The sequence below is a fragment of the Eubacterium sp. 1001713B170207_170306_E7 genome, from assembly GCF_015547515.1.
Taxonomy (GTDB): domain Bacteria; phylum Bacillota; class Clostridia; order Eubacteriales; family Eubacteriaceae; genus Eubacterium.
In genome coordinates this window covers 172,918-187,579 of sequence record NZ_JADMVE010000002.1, presented here as the reverse complement: position 1 = coordinate 187,579, position 14,662 = coordinate 172,918, and the positions used below count along the sequence as shown (strand labels likewise).

The window sequence follows — 14,662 nt, the reverse complement described above, 5'->3', positions numbered from 1 at the left end:
CATATGACTTTATTTTACCGCGTTCGCGGTCTTAAAAAGGCTTTTTCAAGCAGCGCTCACTCAATTTTGGAGGCTTTCCTGATAATATACAGGGCGATGACGGACGCCACCGCCACTGCGCCCAGCCCGGCCATAATCAGGCCGGAAACCTCGTCATTTCCGCTCTCCGGCCCGGCCAGGGGGACGGGATCGGCCGCGATGGTTTCGGCGGCTTGCGTCCTGGCTCCGCCGGGTATGCTCAGGGTGATGTCTGCGCTGCTGACGCTCACTCTGTAGCTGGCCGCCATGACGGGCAGGGCGCCAAATGCCAGCAGGAGCACCAGCGCGGTCAGTATTTTTCTTGCTTTTTTTGTCATGGGGTTCCCTCCTCCTTGTCGTCTGGTTCCTTATAAATATGGAAGCCGTCGCGGCTGCCGCGCTTGACGCGGTACATGGCTTCGTCGGCTTTTTTATACAGGCTCTCAAAATCCATGCCGTCCCCGGGCACAAGGGCGGCGCCGGCGCTGCAGGTGAGCCGCAGCCCGGGGGCTTCGGCGATGTGCAGCCTGTGGAAGGCCTCGCACAGCCGGGAAAGCTGTTTTTCCACAACGCAGCCGTCCGGGATGTTTTTCATGAAAATGATGAACTCATCCCCGCCCACGCGGCCCACCACATCGCTCTCCCTGAAATGCTGTCTCAGAAGCTCGGCAGACCGGCGCAGGGCCGCGTCGCCCACCGCGTGGCCGTAAGTGTCGTTGACGTCCTTAAACTTATCGATGTCCAGCATGATCAGCGCCTGCATGCCCCGGGTCTGCTCTCCGGACAGCCAGCCGTTGATGGCCTCCCGGGTGCTGACCGCATTGAGCAGGCCGGTCATGGCGTCGGTCTCGGCTTTGGCCACGAGCTGCTTCCGGTCTTTGACATTGATGTACTGCATGACGGAGAGCAGGATGATGAGCCCGGCCACCACGAACAGGGACAGGGCCACCTCGTACTCCCGGATAAAGGCGTAGGACTGCTGGGCACTCTCCTGCGGCACCACGTAGCACAGAAACCAACCGTTATAGCCGATGGGCTCGTAGGCCAGGTAAAGGGCGTCGCTGCTGTTTTTGAGCAGGTGCACACCGCTGCTTCCGCGGTCAAAATCCTCCCTTACACTGTCCAGGCTGGCGCCATGCCCAAAGGTAAACCGGCTGTAATAATCATAGAAATCGACCGAATACCCATTGCCGCTGTAGCGGCTGTCCATGGCGATAACCTTGCCGTCCTTGTTGACAATGTAGACATAGCCGCTGCCGCTGTACAGATCGCTGAAGGGGATCTGGCTGATATGGCGCACGTCGTAGCTGCCCACCAGCACGCCGGTGACGGCCCCGTCCCGGTAAACGGGCACGGACAGGGCGACGTATTCCTGCCCCGCGTCGCTGTCCATATGGCTCTCGTAAGGCTCGCTCAGGGCATCCTGTCCCTGGATGCTCTTTTTAAAAAAGTCGCGGTTCCGGGCATCCATGCTGACGGGCCCCTCATTGGAGTAGCCGGTGCCGTCCTGGTCGAAATAGGAGATCCGGTGGAACTTGCTCTCGCCGGTCATGGCGCTCATGAGGGCCTGGCTGCCCCCGCTTTCGCTCTGGCTGCCGATGTAGGCGGCCAGCCCGTTCAGGGTCTCGAACTCGATATCCATCAGGGAGACCATCAGGCTGCTCTGTCTGGCCACGTTGTCGGCCAGAATGACCTGGGTGTTCTGCTCCACTGCCCGCTGAATACCGACGAAAAACACGGCCAGGCAGAGGCCCAGGTAGCACAGAAAGGCGAACAGCGCCGCCGCGTAACGGTAGAGTGACTTCCTTTGTAGCTGCTTCACGGCTCTGTCTCCTTTCTGCAAAACGGTCCTATCGGCCCAATATAATTTCATTATAAGCAAAGCCGGTCATATGACGGTCATACAGACAGAAAAAAGCCCCGGATGATTCCGGTGCCTGGGGTGGTCAAAAAGGTGGCGGCGGCCGGGACTGCGCCTTTTATCCAGATAAGAAAAAAGGTCCAGGCATTTTTGCAAACGGCCGGGTGCCGTACCGCTTTGACGGAACAGCCGGACACTGGCGAGATAACGCATCCATATTTAGTGAGGAGGATACCAGCGCAAGGGCTGTGCCCGCAGGACGCTTTTTTCTTCCTTAGGTAAAAGGCTTCGTCTCCTGAATTTTGGGCACGCTAAAAGCCCCGGAGTATTCCGGGGCTTTGCTGTGTTCTCTATGGTTTACTTTTTCCGGCGCAGGGCCATCAGTCCGGCGCTGCTGCCTGCCAGAAGGGCGAGCAGGGTGGCGGCGGCGCTGACGTCGGCAAGGCCGGTTTTGGGGTTGGCGGTGCCGGGCGCAGCCGTTTTAGTGCTCTGGCCGCCGGGGGTGTCCGGCTTCTGAGGGGCTGGTTCGGCCGGGGGCTCTGGATTGGCCGGGGTTTCGGGATCAACCGGGGGCTCTGGGTCGGTCGGGATTTCAGGATCGACTGGCGGCTCCGGATCAACCGGGGGTTCCGGGTCGACCGGCGGCTCTGGATCAACCGGCTCTATGGGTATCCGCCGGTTGGTGGCCGTGACCACGACGCCCTGGGCGTCCGCGGTGCTGATGGTAAAGGTCTCGGGGCTGTAGACCACGCTGTTCTTATCGTAGCCCGGGGCCGCGGTGGTTTCCACAAAGCGGTAGGTGCCGGAGCCCAGCTGCTTAAATTCCACCACACCGTCCGGGCCGGTGGCTCGGGTCTGCCCGCCGCCGTCTGTGGGCTGGTAGGGCACGAACTGGCCGTTTTGCAGCACTTCCAGCTGGAAGGAGGCGTTTTCCAGAAGGGTTCCCTCCTCCTCGCTCCGTTTTTCCAGGCGCACGCTGTGGGGCTCGCCGGCCTCAATGCCGCCCTGCAGATCCTGCAGTTTAACGGACGTGCTGGCCTCTACCGGGGCGCTGTCTGTGGTGGTGAGGGTGGCGGTATTGCTGTACTGCTCATGGGCGCGGCCATTCTCGGCCTGGATGACGATGTAATAGCCGACGACTTCGCCCCCCGCGGCGCCGCCGCTTCCCCAGGATTTAACCATGGCGTCGAGCTCGGCGTCGGTGAGGCGGCTGTTGCTTCTCTTGAACCGCGCGCGCAGGGCAGTATCATCCTCCGCCATTCTCACGCCGTTTCCGGGCACGTCACCCAGGCTGATGATCAGGTATTTTTGATCGGTACTGACGCCGTAGGCGGGCGAGCCGTACCCCTTGACCCGGGCCTTAAAGGCATCCTGGCTCTCACCGTCTACCTGGTTGAGCTCGGTGAACTGGTCGGTGAGTGTGATGGTGGCGCCCCACTCGAGGCTGAGCTCTCCGAGGGCGTTCCGCGGCCGATAGACCACGGACTGAATGCTGACGGATTGGATGGTCTGGTCTTTTTCCAGGGTATCCTCGACCACGGCGTTTTTCAGCGGTGTGACAGGAGGGCTGGTGTGTACGGCGGCGGCGACCATCGTGTCGTAATTGACCGGGATATTCCAGGTAATGGACTCGGAGCCTGCGTAGGTAAAGCCGTTTTTGGAAATCAGCTTTTGAGCGGGCGCAGTGGAGTTCTCAAAGGGAAAATCGACGTCCGGGTCCGGGGTGGGCGGCGTGGAGGGCTCCACCGGAATTGGCGGCAGGGTCACGTTGCCGATCTCGATCTCGATATCGCCGGGCTCGGTAACCTTCAGGGTGCCGCTCGCGTTAAAATAACCCTTGATATAGCGTTTCTGGGCGCCGGTATCGCTCAGAATAAACTGAATCTTATTGTCCCGGACGCCCCAGTGGCCCAGGGTTTCGCCGTTGTAGACAAGCGGCGTGCTCAGGGTGGTGTTCTGGAAGGTAAAGTAATCGCTGGGAAGGTCGATGGCGAAATAGTCGCCGGCCTTGACCTGGCCGTAAAAATCCGCTTCGTCCAGGGTCCAGGTAATGCCTAAAAGGACCGTACTGCCGGAAACCAGGGTTTCGTTAAAGTTCGGGTCCTTCTCATTATCCACTATGATGGGCACTATGGTGCTGTCGGCCCGCTTCAGGCTCATATCGACATGTAAATCGGTAAGAAGGCTGGTTAAATCCTTTGAATCCCCGCTCTCGGCGAGGGCTGCCGGCATTGTACCAATGGTGAATAACAGGGCAAACGCAAGCGTCATCATTTTCTTCGCCAAACGCTTAAAGTATTGTCTCATAATTGCAAGCTCCTTATTTGGTTTTTTACTCTTATTATAAATAACGCTCAAAGTTAAAACAATCGTATATTCTAAGTTTCACGGGAAAAGGTTGACACGGGTGTGACACCTGGCCAGTTAAAAAACCCCCGGCGCTTTTCCGGGGGTTTTCTCATATCTCCACATGCACGTACCCGCTGCTGTAGTAGGGCAGGATGTTCAGGCCGCAGTCCTTTGCCAGGGCGGCCAGGGTGCCGACGGGTACGCCGGGGCTGTAGAGGTCGGCGGCGGCGCCGCGCTTGTGAAAGGACCAGGACACGCCGCCCACCTCCTCGTTGCGCGGCCCGCAGCGGACGCCGGAGGTGATGATGACTGGCGCGCCAACGGCCTGCCGCAGGGCCTCGACCCGCTGGACGAGCTCGGGCTCGGGCTCGGCCGGGAAGCCGTCACAATAGCCTGCGCAGTCGCAGCGGTACTCATCCCGGGCGAAGTGGGCGCTCAGCATGATGGGCAGCGGCTCAAGCTGTCCGCTTTCTGGCTGCCCGGATGGCCCGGGGTTTTCCGGGGCCGGGGGCCCGGGCGGGGCGCTGGGCTCGGGCGGCTCCGGTGCTGGGGGCTCGGACGGGGTTTCTGGGAGCGGGGCTTCCCCGGTCTGGGTGGGCGGCGGGTTCTGCCGCGCGGGCGCCCAGCTGAGCGCCAGGGTAAAGTAGAGCATACCGGCGGCGGTCAGGACTGCCAGGAGCAGCAGAACGGTTCTTCTTTTGACGGTTTTCACGGTTTTCATGGCATTCTGCCTTTCTGCGTCTTTTACGCGTCGATTTCGGTTTTCCGGGTGGTCTTGTCAATGTACTCAAAGCTCTTGAAGCGGACGAGGTTGGAGCCTTCTGGGGCAAAGGCCCCGGCGGCGATGATCTCGGCGGCCTGGGCCTCGACCTGCTCTCTGGTCAGGTCGTCCAGATAGTCGGGACAGGTGACGGTAAAGCTCTTGCCGCTTTCCAGCTCAAACTCCAGGTCCAGCGCTTTGGTGGTTGTGGTGGTTTCCATATTCATTTCTCCTTTCTTTCAGATTTTGCCGTAGGGCTCTAGGCCGATTCGCTGTTGTCGTAGCCCATAAAGCTCTGGATGTCGTTCACGATGGGTGTGCAGAGCTTGCCGATGGCCTTGCCGGTGCGGGTGATGGCCTCGCTGGTGGCGACGGTCTCGTCCATATTGAGGCCGGAGTAGGTCTTGGTCTTTTTCTTGATGCTGCCGCCCACCTCACCGTAGTTGAAGATGATCTTCATGTCATGGCTGATCTTGTTCTGTTCGTATGCCATTTGGCTGTCCTCCTTTCGTTGTGATGCTCTCAGTTTATCACCTCAGGAGGTCCTGGTATATGGTCAGCTGGAAGTGATGATTCTGCCCGGCGGACTGCGGATTCTGACCAGTCTCGCCGGGGCGCTCGTCCTGAAACAGGGCTTCCAGATCCTCGAGCACATAGTCCCTCACCGGGGCGCCCCGCTCCAGCCGGGTCACGGTGCTCAGGCTGACGCCCACGGCCTCGGCCAGCTGGGGCTGGGTGAGGCCCAGGCGGCTGCGGTGGGCTCTTGCCCATCTGGCGGTGCGCTTGCCCATGTCACTCCACCCACATGCCCTGGACGCGCAGGGCCGGGTCATCCTCCAGGGCGTCCAGCCGCTCCTCGAACAGAAGCTCGGCCTCCTCCAGGCTGGCGGCCAAAATGGTCTCCTGCACCACGAGTTGGGCCCGGCAGCTGTAGGACTCACGGCCGCTCTCTCTTTTGTACCACATCAGCGCTCCTCCTCCCGCTTTTTCTGCTCCTTAAGCGCCCACATGGCCTCCACCAGGGCCGCTTCGTCGGTATGGATGGCGCTCAGGCGGTCCATCTCCTCCGTGGTGAGACGGGGCAGCTGGTTGAAGTAGGGAACGGGCGGCTCCCCTTCGTACCGGTAAGGCTCTTTAATATTTATATATTTATTATTTATATTATTACAATCAGAAGACACTGCGCCCGGTTCGGCCTGGGCTTCCAGGAGCGCTCCGAGGGCTGTCCCCGGGCTGTTTCCCGGCGGGTTCCAGACCGTAATGGCTTCGCCGCCGCCCTGGGGAATGACCTGCAGGCGTGTCTGGCTCCTGTTAAAGGGGATGAGGGCGTAAGCGCCGCTTTTGCCCCCGGAACCGGGCTGGTATTCGATGAGCCCTGCGGTGATGAGCTTGCGGCGGTGTTCCCAGATGCGTTTGGCGTCCTGTTCGTCCAGCAGGCGGCGCAGGTCGCTGTTGTCCACCCCGAACCACACAGGCCAGTACATGACGCCGTCCTCGCCCCGGATGGCCGCGTTGTTATTACGGACAAGCAGGTAGTTCCAGAGGCTCTGGAACGGGGTGCCTCTGGGATTCTGCTTCAGCCAGGCGTAAAAGCTCAGGTGCTCGGTGAGATAGTTCATGGCCGCGCCTCTTTCCGCGCGGTGGGCTCAATGCCCTGGGCCCGCAGGTGCTCGTAGAGAAAGCGCCGCCCTTTCACGGTCCACTGCATGCCGCTGAAGGCCCGGGCCCGCCCGCCGATCTCCCGGGCTGTGATTTTGGTGGCGGTATAGCCCTGGCCCTGGTAGCAGCCGTACAGGTACCAGCGCTGGCCCCGCTTATACTGGATGCCCTGGTCGCAGAGCAGAAGGTTAAAGGCCCGGGCACTGTAGCCGTAATCCGCGGCGATCTCGCTGACGGGAAAGACCCCGCAGCTGCCCAGGGCTTCCCTGGCGAAGCGGGCGTCCGCGGCCAGGGTGGTGATGAGGCCGGCGGCCTCGATGAGCCGGAGGGCCAGGGCCTCGGCCGCGGGGATTTCCCGGTTTTCGGGCGCAGTAAACAAGCCCCCTGTCAAGAACGTTTCCAACGATTCTGGTGTTGATTTCTTCTGCATATTATTGCCTCCTTGCAGATTTCAGATTCACCGCTTGGGTGTATCTACAGGGTACCTGAGCCGGGAGGCTGAAAACAGGAACAATCCGTTGAGAACCGCGTTTTTTTTATCCGGGGACGGCGGCTCCGTCCCCATTGACATCTGCGAAAAACTGGAGGAGGCGGCTGTACCAGCCCCTCATCAGCGGCGCACCCGGCCGCCTGGCGGTAAAGGCCTGGGCGTAGGCCACGCTCCGGGCCTGCTGCTCCCGGCCGCTGTCGCGCCGGTCCCGCCGGACGCCCGCCGGCACATTGTAAAAAGGCGGCAGCACCGGGGCGCACAGGGCGCTCACGAACGCTCTCGCCTGGGCGATCAGGGTCTTAAACTGCCTTTTAAGCCGGCAGGCGTGCTCCTCGCTGAAGGGCAGGGCCACAGTGCGTCCGGGCTCGATACCCTCCAGAATAATATCCTCATACACGCCTGACAGGTGGGAGCGGTACTTGACCATGTCGGCGGTCAGGATCCGGTGGTGCACCTGCCCGGTGAAGCTGGGGTCGGCCCGTCTGCGCCGGGCGCAGTCCGGGCAGCTGTGCACCTCGATCATGAAAAAGGTGGGCACGCCGTCCACCTCGGTGGGGCCCCGCAGCTCGCTGCTGTTGTAGGTCAGGGCTGCGCCGCAGACCTGCGTTCTGGGCCTTGTCTGCTTTTTAGTGGTCTTGTAGACCACGCGGTTCTCGCAGTGCAGCGGCTCCTCGGGTCTGCAGCGGATCACCTGGGGCATGGTCCCGTGCTCCATCCAGTAGCCGTGCAGCCGCCAGCGGTTGGCGTGGCCGGGCACCTTTGGCATGGCGTGGATGATGCCCTCCCCGGCCTCCACAAGGACCTCCTGATAATAGCGGTTTACGAATTTTGCAATGATAAATCCCTCCTCTCACTTCTATTTTAACTCCTTTGAAAATAAAAATCCATTTTTAATGTAATTTTTTTATTCTTTCCTTTGTCATATATGGTTTTCTCATTGCTTTCACTTTAAAACAGTGGTAAAATAGGAATAATTACTAACATTTAAAAAACAAAGAAAAGGAAGTTCAAAATGTCAGATAACAAGCAGGTTCTTGAACATTACGATATCCCGCCCGACAACGAGTACAACATGCTTATGAGCGCTCTGAGGGTCAGCGTGAGCCGGCATCTGCTGGATGAACACTTTACGCTCATCAGCGCGAATCCCTACTACTACGAGCTCATCGGCTATCCCAAAGATGAGTATGAGGCCTTGTTTCACAACCAGCCGGACACCTATTTTCAGCGAAACCCCGAGGACTGGGAGGCCATCCTGAAGGAGGTCATGAAGGCCATCGACGCGGGCCACACCAGCTACGAGGTGCTGGCCCGCATGCACCACAAAAGCGGCCGGCTCATGTGGGTCAAGCTGGTGGGTGTTTTCACCGACGAGGTCATCAGCGGCTTTCCGGTGGCCTACACGGTCATGACGGATATGACGGACTATGTGGAGCAGCAGCAGGCCCTGGACCGCAGCAATAAAAAGCTGCTGGAGCTGGCCTTTGTGGACCCGCTGACCAGGGGCCCCAACCGCTCCAAGTTTGACATGGACGCGGGCGGCGCCATCCTTGAGGGCGCCCCGGGGGCTTATGTGCTGGTCTCCATGGATATCCGCAAGTTCAAGCTCATCAACGACCTCTTCGGTATCGAGATGGGCGACCAGACCCTGCGCTACATTTACGAGGTGCTCGCCCGCGGCCTGCGGGAGGACGAATACGTGACGCGCTCCGCGGCGGACAATTTCTGCCTGCTGCTGCACAACGCGGACAAGCCCAGAATCATCAACCGGCTGGAGCTGTTCGCGCGGGAGATCAACCGCTTTAACGAGGGCCTGGAGCGGAAGTATTTCCTCTCTATGGCCTTTGGCATCTACCCGGTGCTGGACCCGTCCCTGCCGCTCACACAGCAGCTGGACCGGGCCAACGTGGCGCTGAAAAACGTGAAGGACGCGGGCGACAGCCGCCTGTTCGCCTGCCAGTTCTACTCGGACCTGGACCGCCTGAAGCTCATGCGCGAAAAGGACATGGAAAACCGCATGCAGGATGCCTTAAAAAACGGCGAGTTCGTGGTCTACCTGCAGCCCAAGCTGTCCTTAAAGGACGACAAAATCTCCGGGGCCGAGGCGCTGGTGCGCTGGCTGGACCCCGAGCGGGGGCTGATCCCGCCCGACGAGTTTATCCCTTTCTTTGAGAAGAACCGCTTTATCGTGGAGGTGGACCTGTACGTGTTCGAGCAGGTCTGTATCCTGCTGCGGCGCTGGCTGGACAGGGGACTGACCCCGGTGCCCGTCTCGGTGAACATGTCCCGGGCGCACCTGGCCCACGCCGACTTCCTCGACGCCTATGAGGCCATCCGGAAAAAGTACGGGGTGCCGCCCGAGCTGCTGGAGATCGAGCTGACCGAAACCCTGGTTTTCACCAGCCCGGACGTGCTCTTTCAGGTCATCGACCAGATCCACCGGCGGGGCTACCGCTGCTCCATGGACGACTTCGGCAGCGGCTACTCCTCCCTCAACCTGCTCAAGGACCTGCAGATGGACACGCTCAAGCTGGACCGGGCGTTCTTCACCTCGCAGAACGCCGATAACCCCAGGGAGCGGGACGTGGTGACCTCGGTGATCGACCTGGCTGAAAAGCTCTCCATGTCCACGGTGGCAGAGGGTGTGGAAACCCCGGACCAGGCCGAATTTTTAAAGGAATCCCGGTGCGATATGCTCCAGGGCTACGTGTTCTCCCGTCCGGTGCCCATCCCGGAATTTGAGAAGCTGACCTTTGGCAGGGAAACGCTGTAAGGCTTTCCCGTTGCTTTTATTCAGGTAAAGGAGCTGACTTATGCTTGACCCCCTTGTGCTGTCCCTGCTGATCATCACGATCCTGCTGTACGCGCTCATCGCCTTAAACGATCTGGGCGTTCTGGGCTCCTTACCCCCAGGCGCTCCGGCGGTGGGCATCCGCAGCGTGTGCTATCTGGCCTGCGGAGCCTTTCTCTACATCGGCATGGCCATTTTCGGGCTGCCCCTGCCGCTGTTCGGGGCGCTGCTCTACGGCCTGAAGTTTATCCGCATTTCCCGGTTTCCGGGCTCGGGACGGCTTAACTGGCTGTTTGTCAACATGGATTTTCTGGTTCATTTTTCGGTCTGTCTGGTGCTCCTGGGCCTGTTCGCCCTGGCCGCCGGCGTCAACGTGCCCGCGGTGCTGCATTCGCCCGCGCTGCGCGCTGCCAGTCTGGACCTGCTGCTGCTCCTCAGCCTGGCGACCGAGTGGCTGGTGTTCCGCAGGCCGGACTACTACGGCTTTTACCAGCAGGACGACCCCTCCGAGGAAACCCGGCTGTTCACGGCCTTCACCTTTCTGGCTGTGGCCTTTGTCATGATTGACAGCATCGCCTGCCGCTATGAGCTGCCAGTGCTTACCATCCCGCTGTTTTTGATCGGGAGCAGCCTGCTGCTCCTGCTCATGCTGGGCTTTTTCCTGACTCAGCTGGGCACCATCCGGCGCCAGGGCTACCTGGAGGCAGCCTACGCCCGGCTGGAATCCAGCCGTCTCCGGCAGGAGACCCGCACCCAGACCCTGCGGGACACTGCCTACCACGATCCGCTCACCGGCGCCTATACCAGGCTCTACACCATGGATTACCTGGAGCTGCTGCTGCGGCAGGACGAGCCCTTTGCCCTGGTCTACCTGGACCTGGACCACCTGAAGCAGATCAACGACGCCTGCGGCCACCTGGCCGGCGACCAATACCTTAAAGACTTCGCTGCCCTTTTCCAGGCCGAGCTGCGCGAATCAGACCTCCTGGGCCGTATCGGCGGCGATGAGTTCCTGTCGCTGTGGCCGGACTGCACCGGAGCGGACGCTCAAAAGCGCGTGCAGTCCATCCGCGGGCGCATCGAGGCCGGACACCGCGGCCGTTTCGGTGTCTCCTTCAGCTTTGGCGTGTCCGAGGCCCGGAGCGGCGGAAACCAGAGTGCCCGGGAGCTCATCCGCGCCGCCGACCAGGCCATGTATGCCGACAAGGCGGCCCGGCACCGCCAGAGGGAGGATGATCATGAATAACGTGCTGCTGCCTACACTCGCCATTGGCGTCATCTATTTTTATCAGAACTGGCAGCTGTTCCGCTACGCGGAAACCGTATTTGAAAAAAGGCTGAAGAGAGGCTGGATTGTCCTGTGCTTTTTCCTGAACTACAGCCTGTTTTTCGCCTGCTCTGTGCTCATGCTGGACCTGATGGCCAACTGGCTGCTCTACGCGGTTTTTGTGCTCATTGAGCTGCTCTGGCTGTTCCGCTGCCCGCTGCGGGACGGCGTGATCCTGGCCCTGATCAGCATGATCATCGGCCTGGCGCTCAACCTCTCGTTCCGCTGCCTGGTCGCCGCTCTGACGGGCCTGCACCTCACGGTTTTCTCAAACGCCAGCCAGGACATCGACAACCTGAAGCGTTACCCGGTCGGCCTCGGCTTTCTGTTCTCAGGCCTTTTCTTCTACCTGGCCCACCGGGTGGGCCACCGCAGCGAGGGTATCCGGATGCTCTTTAAGGACCCGGGCCAGAAGAACTTTCTGATCCGGCTGGGCGTGGCCATCTATCTGTACCTGGTGCTCAACCTGCTCATCTTCTCCCTGCCGGACAACCGGCTGGTGCTCAAGCTGTGGGGCCTGAAATCCGGGGTTTTCGCCCTGCTGGGCCTGTATCTGGCCATGCGCTACGCGGCCCGCATCAGCCGGCTGAACCGCTACCGGGCCCTCAACCGCCAGGTTATCAAAGAGCTGCGCCTGAAAAAGCAGGAGGAACAGCAGCTCAACCGCATTGCCGCCTCCGATCCGCTCACAGGCTGCCTGAACCGGCAGAAGGCCCAGGAGACCCTCGAGGCCCTGTACTCGGAGGCTTTACCCTTCTGCCTGTGCTTTCTGGATCTGGACGGCCTGAAGTCCGTCAACGACCACCACGGGCACGACACCGGCGACCTCTACCTGCTCACCGTGGTGCAGACCCTGCGCGGCGTCTGCCGGAAGGGCCGCGATACCCTGTTCCGCTACGGGGGCGATGAGTTCATGATCATCTTCTCCGGGAGCTCCATCCCGGCTGTCAGCGGCCGCCTGCAGCGCGTCAACCAGACGCTGGGGGACCTGAGCCGTTCGTCCGGCTATCCCTTTGCCATGTCGGTGAGCTATGGCCTGGCCGAGAGCGCCGGCTTTGACAGCCCGGACGCCCTTTTCGCCGCGGCTGATGCCCGCATGTACGCGCATAAAAAAAGACCCGGCGCTGTCCCGAAAACCTGATTTTCCGCAAAAAAACGATTCCCAGGCCCGCCGGTCCGGGGATCGTTTTGTGGTTGGGCAGGGTTCCCTTCCTTATATATCGTTATTCGCAAAGATCAGGCCAATCCACCGCAGATTGATCTTTTTTACGGATTCTGTCGGAATATTACTTTTCAGCGGCTGCCCCGCGCATTGTATCCCAAACAGATTCATGATAAAATAGAGCTAATCTTATTCAGTAAAGGAGATGCACGCATGGCTGCCCATTCCCCCCATTTTCAAAGCAATCCGTCTGCCGGCACACCTGAGTGCCTCTCCGATGGCATCGCCTGCTTTTATCCGGACGGGTCCCTCACGCCCCGCTACCTGAACCCCAGCCTTCTGGCGGCGCTGGGGCTTTCCGCCCTGCCCGGCAGCTTTCAGCCCTGCATCGCTCCGGAGGACCTTTCCGGCTTTCAGGCGCTGCTGTCCGCGCTGGCCCCGGGTCAAACCCGCAACACGGCGCTCCGGCTCACACCCCTGGGCGGCGCGCCCTTCTGGGTCCGCGCTTCCTGCCAGCTGGCCGGGGATTCGGCCTGCCTGTGCCATTTCATAGACATACGCTACCTGAAGCAGGACACCATGAGCTACGCCGACAAGGTTCCCTGCGGCGTGTTCAAAATTCTGGTGGACGCGTCCCTCACTCTGCTCTACGCCAACGCCTTTTTTTACAAAACCTACGGCTACACCCGCGAGAGCGCCCAGGCCGCCGGGCTGGTCAGCTGTGAACGCATCATCGAGCCCCGGGACTTCGGGCGGGTTCATCAGGAGATCACCACCCACATCGCCCTGGGCAATTACGACTTCGAGCTCGAAAACCGCGGCCGCACCGTGGAAAACCGCAGCATCTGGGTGCTGGTGCGCTGCCAGTACAACCCCGAGGACAACACCCTGTTCGGCGCGGTTTTTGACATCACGGACCGCAAGGCCGCCGAGGAGGCCCTGCGCATCAGCGAGGAAGAAAACCGCATCGCCCTGAGCCTGGCGGATAAATACATCGGCCGCTATGACCTGAGAACCCGGACCATGATCAAGAACCCGGAGGCTGCCGCGGTGCTGGGGCAGACCCCGGTGACCCGGGATGTGCCGGAAAGCGTCATCCGCAGCGGCCTGCTGGCGCGTGAAAGCGTGGAGGACTACCGCCAGTTTTATAAACGCATGTTAGACGGCCAGCCCAAGGGCAGCACCTCTGTCAGGATGCGTATTCCGGGCAAAGAGGGCTACACCTGGTTCAACGCCGACTACTCTCTGGTTTACGGCAGCTCCGGCGAGCCCATCACGGCCATCATCTCCTTTTACGACAGCACCGAGCTGCGGGAGCGGGAGGTGGCCTATGAGCGCTGGGCTAAAAAATACCAGCGCATGCGCCAGGACAGCATCGCCTACTACGAGTTTAACCTGACCGCCGACGTGCTGGAAACCTTTGAGGGCCAGACCCGGGACAGCATTCCGCCCGACTGCCATAAAAGCCTGGAGGCCCTCACACGGTTTACTGCCGAGCACTTCATCATTCCCGAGGACCGTAAAAAGTACCTGCGTTTTTTTAACCGGACACGGCTGCTGGAGCAGCACCGCCAGGGCACCAATGAGCTGAGCCTGGAGCACCGGCGCTTTAAGCCCTCGGGCGACGGTTATTTCTGGGGAAAGGCCGAGGTACAGCTGATCGTCGATCCCTTTGAGGGCACCATCCGCCTCTTCGCCCTGATCCAGGACATTGACAGCGCCAAGCGGCGGGCCCTGGAGCTGCGCAAGCTCTCCCAGACCGATCCGCTCACCGGGCTTTACAACCGGGCGGCCATGATCAAACGCCTGAGCCGGGTGCTGCGGCGCGGCACGGCCGCCAGCCACGCCCTCATCATTCTCGACATCGACCACTTCAAGGAGCTCAACGACACCTGCGGCCACCGCTTCGGGGATACGGTGCTGCAGCAGGTAGCACAGGCCCTGTCCGAGACCCTGCGCAGCAACGACTTTTCCGGCCGCCTGGGCGGGGACGAATTCATGATCTTTATGCGGGGGCTTTCAGACCCTGCCATCATCCAGGAACGCCTGAATATTTTCAGAGAACGCATCCGCGGCCTGCACGGGCCCGGGCTTGAGCTCACCGTGAGCATGGGCGTCGCCTTTTTCCCCGTTCACGGCCAAAGCTTTCAGACCTTATACGAAAAGGCCGACAGCGCTCTGTACGAGGCCAAACACCGGGGACGGGACGGCATGGTGTTCTGCACCTAGACAGCATCCGATTTTC

The 14,662-nt window shown here is 60.6% G+C and carries 15 protein-coding genes; 4 read left to right on the top strand and 11 right to left on the bottom strand.

Annotated elements, in window-relative coordinates; all coding sequences use genetic code 11:
- Positions 1-56 precede the first annotated feature (56 nt).
- From I2B62_RS06225 to I2B62_RS06175, 11 genes are all read right to left on the bottom strand, one after another.
- The gene (locus I2B62_RS06225; protein WP_195268129.1) at positions 57-356 is read right to left on the bottom strand and encodes a hypothetical protein; all 300 of its coding nucleotides are present in this window, start codon (positions 354-356) and stop codon (positions 57-59) included.
- Positions 353-1,840: a sensor domain-containing diguanylate cyclase gene (locus I2B62_RS06220; RefSeq protein WP_195268128.1), complete on the bottom strand. Its 1,488-nt coding sequence runs from the start codon at positions 1,838-1,840 to the stop codon at positions 353-355. Before I2B62_RS06220 ends, I2B62_RS06225 begins: the two co-directional genes overlap by 4 nt.
- Before the next feature lie 396 nt (positions 1,841-2,236).
- Entirely contained in the window at positions 2,237-4,186 is a 1,950-nt protein-coding gene (locus I2B62_RS06215) for a prealbumin-like fold domain-containing protein (RefSeq protein ID WP_195268127.1), read from the bottom strand.
- A gap of 151 nt (positions 4,187-4,337) precedes the next feature.
- Positions 4,338-4,949, bottom strand: coding sequence for a D-Ala-D-Ala carboxypeptidase family metallohydrolase (locus tag I2B62_RS06210; RefSeq protein ID WP_195268126.1), 612 nt, complete (start codon positions 4,947-4,949; stop codon positions 4,338-4,340).
- 23 nt (positions 4,950-4,972) lie between these two features.
- Positions 4,973-5,209, bottom strand: a complete 237-nt coding sequence (locus I2B62_RS06205; protein WP_195268125.1) for a DUF2922 domain-containing protein — start codon at positions 5,207-5,209, stop codon at positions 4,973-4,975.
- A gap of 38 nt (positions 5,210-5,247) precedes the next feature.
- Positions 5,248-5,481 (bottom strand): hypothetical protein, encoded by a 234-nt coding sequence (locus I2B62_RS06200; RefSeq protein WP_195268124.1) that lies wholly within the window; start codon positions 5,479-5,481, stop codon positions 5,248-5,250.
- Positions 5,482-5,518: 37 nt separating this feature from the next.
- Entirely contained in the window at positions 5,519-5,779 is a 261-nt protein-coding gene (locus I2B62_RS06195; RefSeq protein ID WP_207735960.1) for a helix-turn-helix transcriptional regulator, read from the bottom strand.
- 1 nt (position 5,780) lies between these two features.
- On the bottom strand, positions 5,781-5,954 hold the full coding sequence (locus I2B62_RS06190) for a hypothetical protein (RefSeq protein WP_195268123.1): 174 nt from the start codon (positions 5,952-5,954) through the stop codon (positions 5,781-5,783).
- Positions 5,954-6,607: a hypothetical protein gene (locus tag I2B62_RS06185; protein WP_195268122.1), complete on the bottom strand. Its 654-nt coding sequence runs from the start codon at positions 6,605-6,607 to the stop codon at positions 5,954-5,956. The genes I2B62_RS06190 and I2B62_RS06185 overlap by 1 nt, the downstream gene beginning before the upstream one ends.
- Positions 6,604-7,077 (bottom strand): phage antirepressor KilAC domain-containing protein, encoded by a 474-nt coding sequence (locus I2B62_RS06180; RefSeq protein WP_195268121.1) that lies wholly within the window; start codon positions 7,075-7,077, stop codon positions 6,604-6,606. Before I2B62_RS06180 ends, I2B62_RS06185 begins: the two co-directional genes overlap by 4 nt.
- 106 nt (positions 7,078-7,183) lie before the next feature.
- Complete coding sequence (locus I2B62_RS06175) at positions 7,184-7,933, bottom strand: hypothetical protein (protein ID WP_195268120.1); 750 nt, start codon at positions 7,931-7,933, stop codon at positions 7,184-7,186.
- A 216-nt stretch (positions 7,934-8,149) separates the two neighbouring features.
- Between I2B62_RS06175 and I2B62_RS06170 the strand changes: the two genes are divergently transcribed.
- The 4 genes from I2B62_RS06170 to I2B62_RS06155 all read left to right on the top strand — a co-directional run bounded on the left by I2B62_RS06170 (position 8,150) and on the right by I2B62_RS06155 (position 14,646).
- The gene (locus I2B62_RS06170; RefSeq protein WP_195268119.1) at positions 8,150-9,910 is read left to right on the top strand and encodes an EAL domain-containing protein; all 1,761 of its coding nucleotides are present in this window, start codon (positions 8,150-8,152) and stop codon (positions 9,908-9,910) included.
- A gap of 40 nt (positions 9,911-9,950) precedes the next feature.
- Positions 9,951-11,174 (top strand): GGDEF domain-containing protein, encoded by a 1,224-nt coding sequence (locus tag I2B62_RS06165; protein ID WP_195268118.1) that lies wholly within the window; start codon positions 9,951-9,953, stop codon positions 11,172-11,174.
- Positions 11,167-12,396: a GGDEF domain-containing protein gene (locus tag I2B62_RS06160; RefSeq protein ID WP_195268117.1), complete on the top strand. Its 1,230-nt coding sequence runs from the start codon at positions 11,167-11,169 to the stop codon at positions 12,394-12,396. The genes I2B62_RS06165 and I2B62_RS06160 overlap by 8 nt, the downstream gene beginning before the upstream one ends.
- A gap of 234 nt (positions 12,397-12,630) precedes the next feature.
- Complete coding sequence (locus I2B62_RS06155; protein ID WP_195268116.1) at positions 12,631-14,646, top strand: sensor domain-containing diguanylate cyclase; 2,016 nt, start codon at positions 12,631-12,633, stop codon at positions 14,644-14,646.
- Positions 14,647-14,662 lie beyond the last annotated feature (16 nt).

What these genes read in the sequence shown, in the direction of transcription:
- I2B62_RS06170 (WP_195268119.1), top strand. Translation starts at nt 8,150, where the DNA reads ATGTCAGATAACAAGCAGGTTCTTGAACATTACGATATCCCGCCCGAC.
- I2B62_RS06225 (WP_195268129.1), bottom strand. Translation starts at nt 356, where the DNA reads ATGACAAAAAAAGCAAGAAAAATACTGACCGCGCTGGTGCTCCTGCTG.
- I2B62_RS06215 (WP_195268127.1), bottom strand. Translation starts at nt 4,186, where the DNA reads ATGAGACAATACTTTAAGCGTTTGGCGAAGAAAATGATGACGCTTGCG.
- I2B62_RS06210 (WP_195268126.1), bottom strand. Translation starts at nt 4,949, where the DNA reads ATGAAAACCGTGAAAACCGTCAAAAGAAGAACCGTTCTGCTGCTCCTG.
- I2B62_RS06205 (WP_195268125.1), bottom strand. Translation starts at nt 5,209, where the DNA reads ATGGAAACCACCACAACCACCAAAGCGCTGGACCTGGAGTTTGAGCTG.
- I2B62_RS06190 (WP_195268123.1), bottom strand. Translation starts at nt 5,954, where the DNA reads ATGTGGTACAAAAGAGAGAGCGGCCGTGAGTCCTACAGCTGCCGGGCC.
- I2B62_RS06165 (WP_195268118.1), top strand. Translation starts at nt 9,951, where the DNA reads ATGCTTGACCCCCTTGTGCTGTCCCTGCTGATCATCACGATCCTGCTG.
- I2B62_RS06180 (WP_195268121.1), bottom strand. Translation starts at nt 7,077, where the DNA reads ATGCAGAAGAAATCAACACCAGAATCGTTGGAAACGTTCTTGACAGGG.
- I2B62_RS06155 (WP_195268116.1), top strand. Translation starts at nt 12,631, where the DNA reads ATGGCTGCCCATTCCCCCCATTTTCAAAGCAATCCGTCTGCCGGCACA.
- I2B62_RS06185 (WP_195268122.1), bottom strand. Translation starts at nt 6,607, where the DNA reads ATGAACTATCTCACCGAGCACCTGAGCTTTTACGCCTGGCTGAAGCAG.
- I2B62_RS06200 (WP_195268124.1), bottom strand. Translation starts at nt 5,481, where the DNA reads ATGGCATACGAACAGAACAAGATCAGCCATGACATGAAGATCATCTTC.
- I2B62_RS06195 (WP_207735960.1), bottom strand. Translation starts at nt 5,779, where the DNA reads ATGGGCAAGCGCACCGCCAGATGGGCAAGAGCCCACCGCAGCCGCCTG.
- I2B62_RS06160 (WP_195268117.1), top strand. Translation starts at nt 11,167, where the DNA reads ATGAATAACGTGCTGCTGCCTACACTCGCCATTGGCGTCATCTATTTT.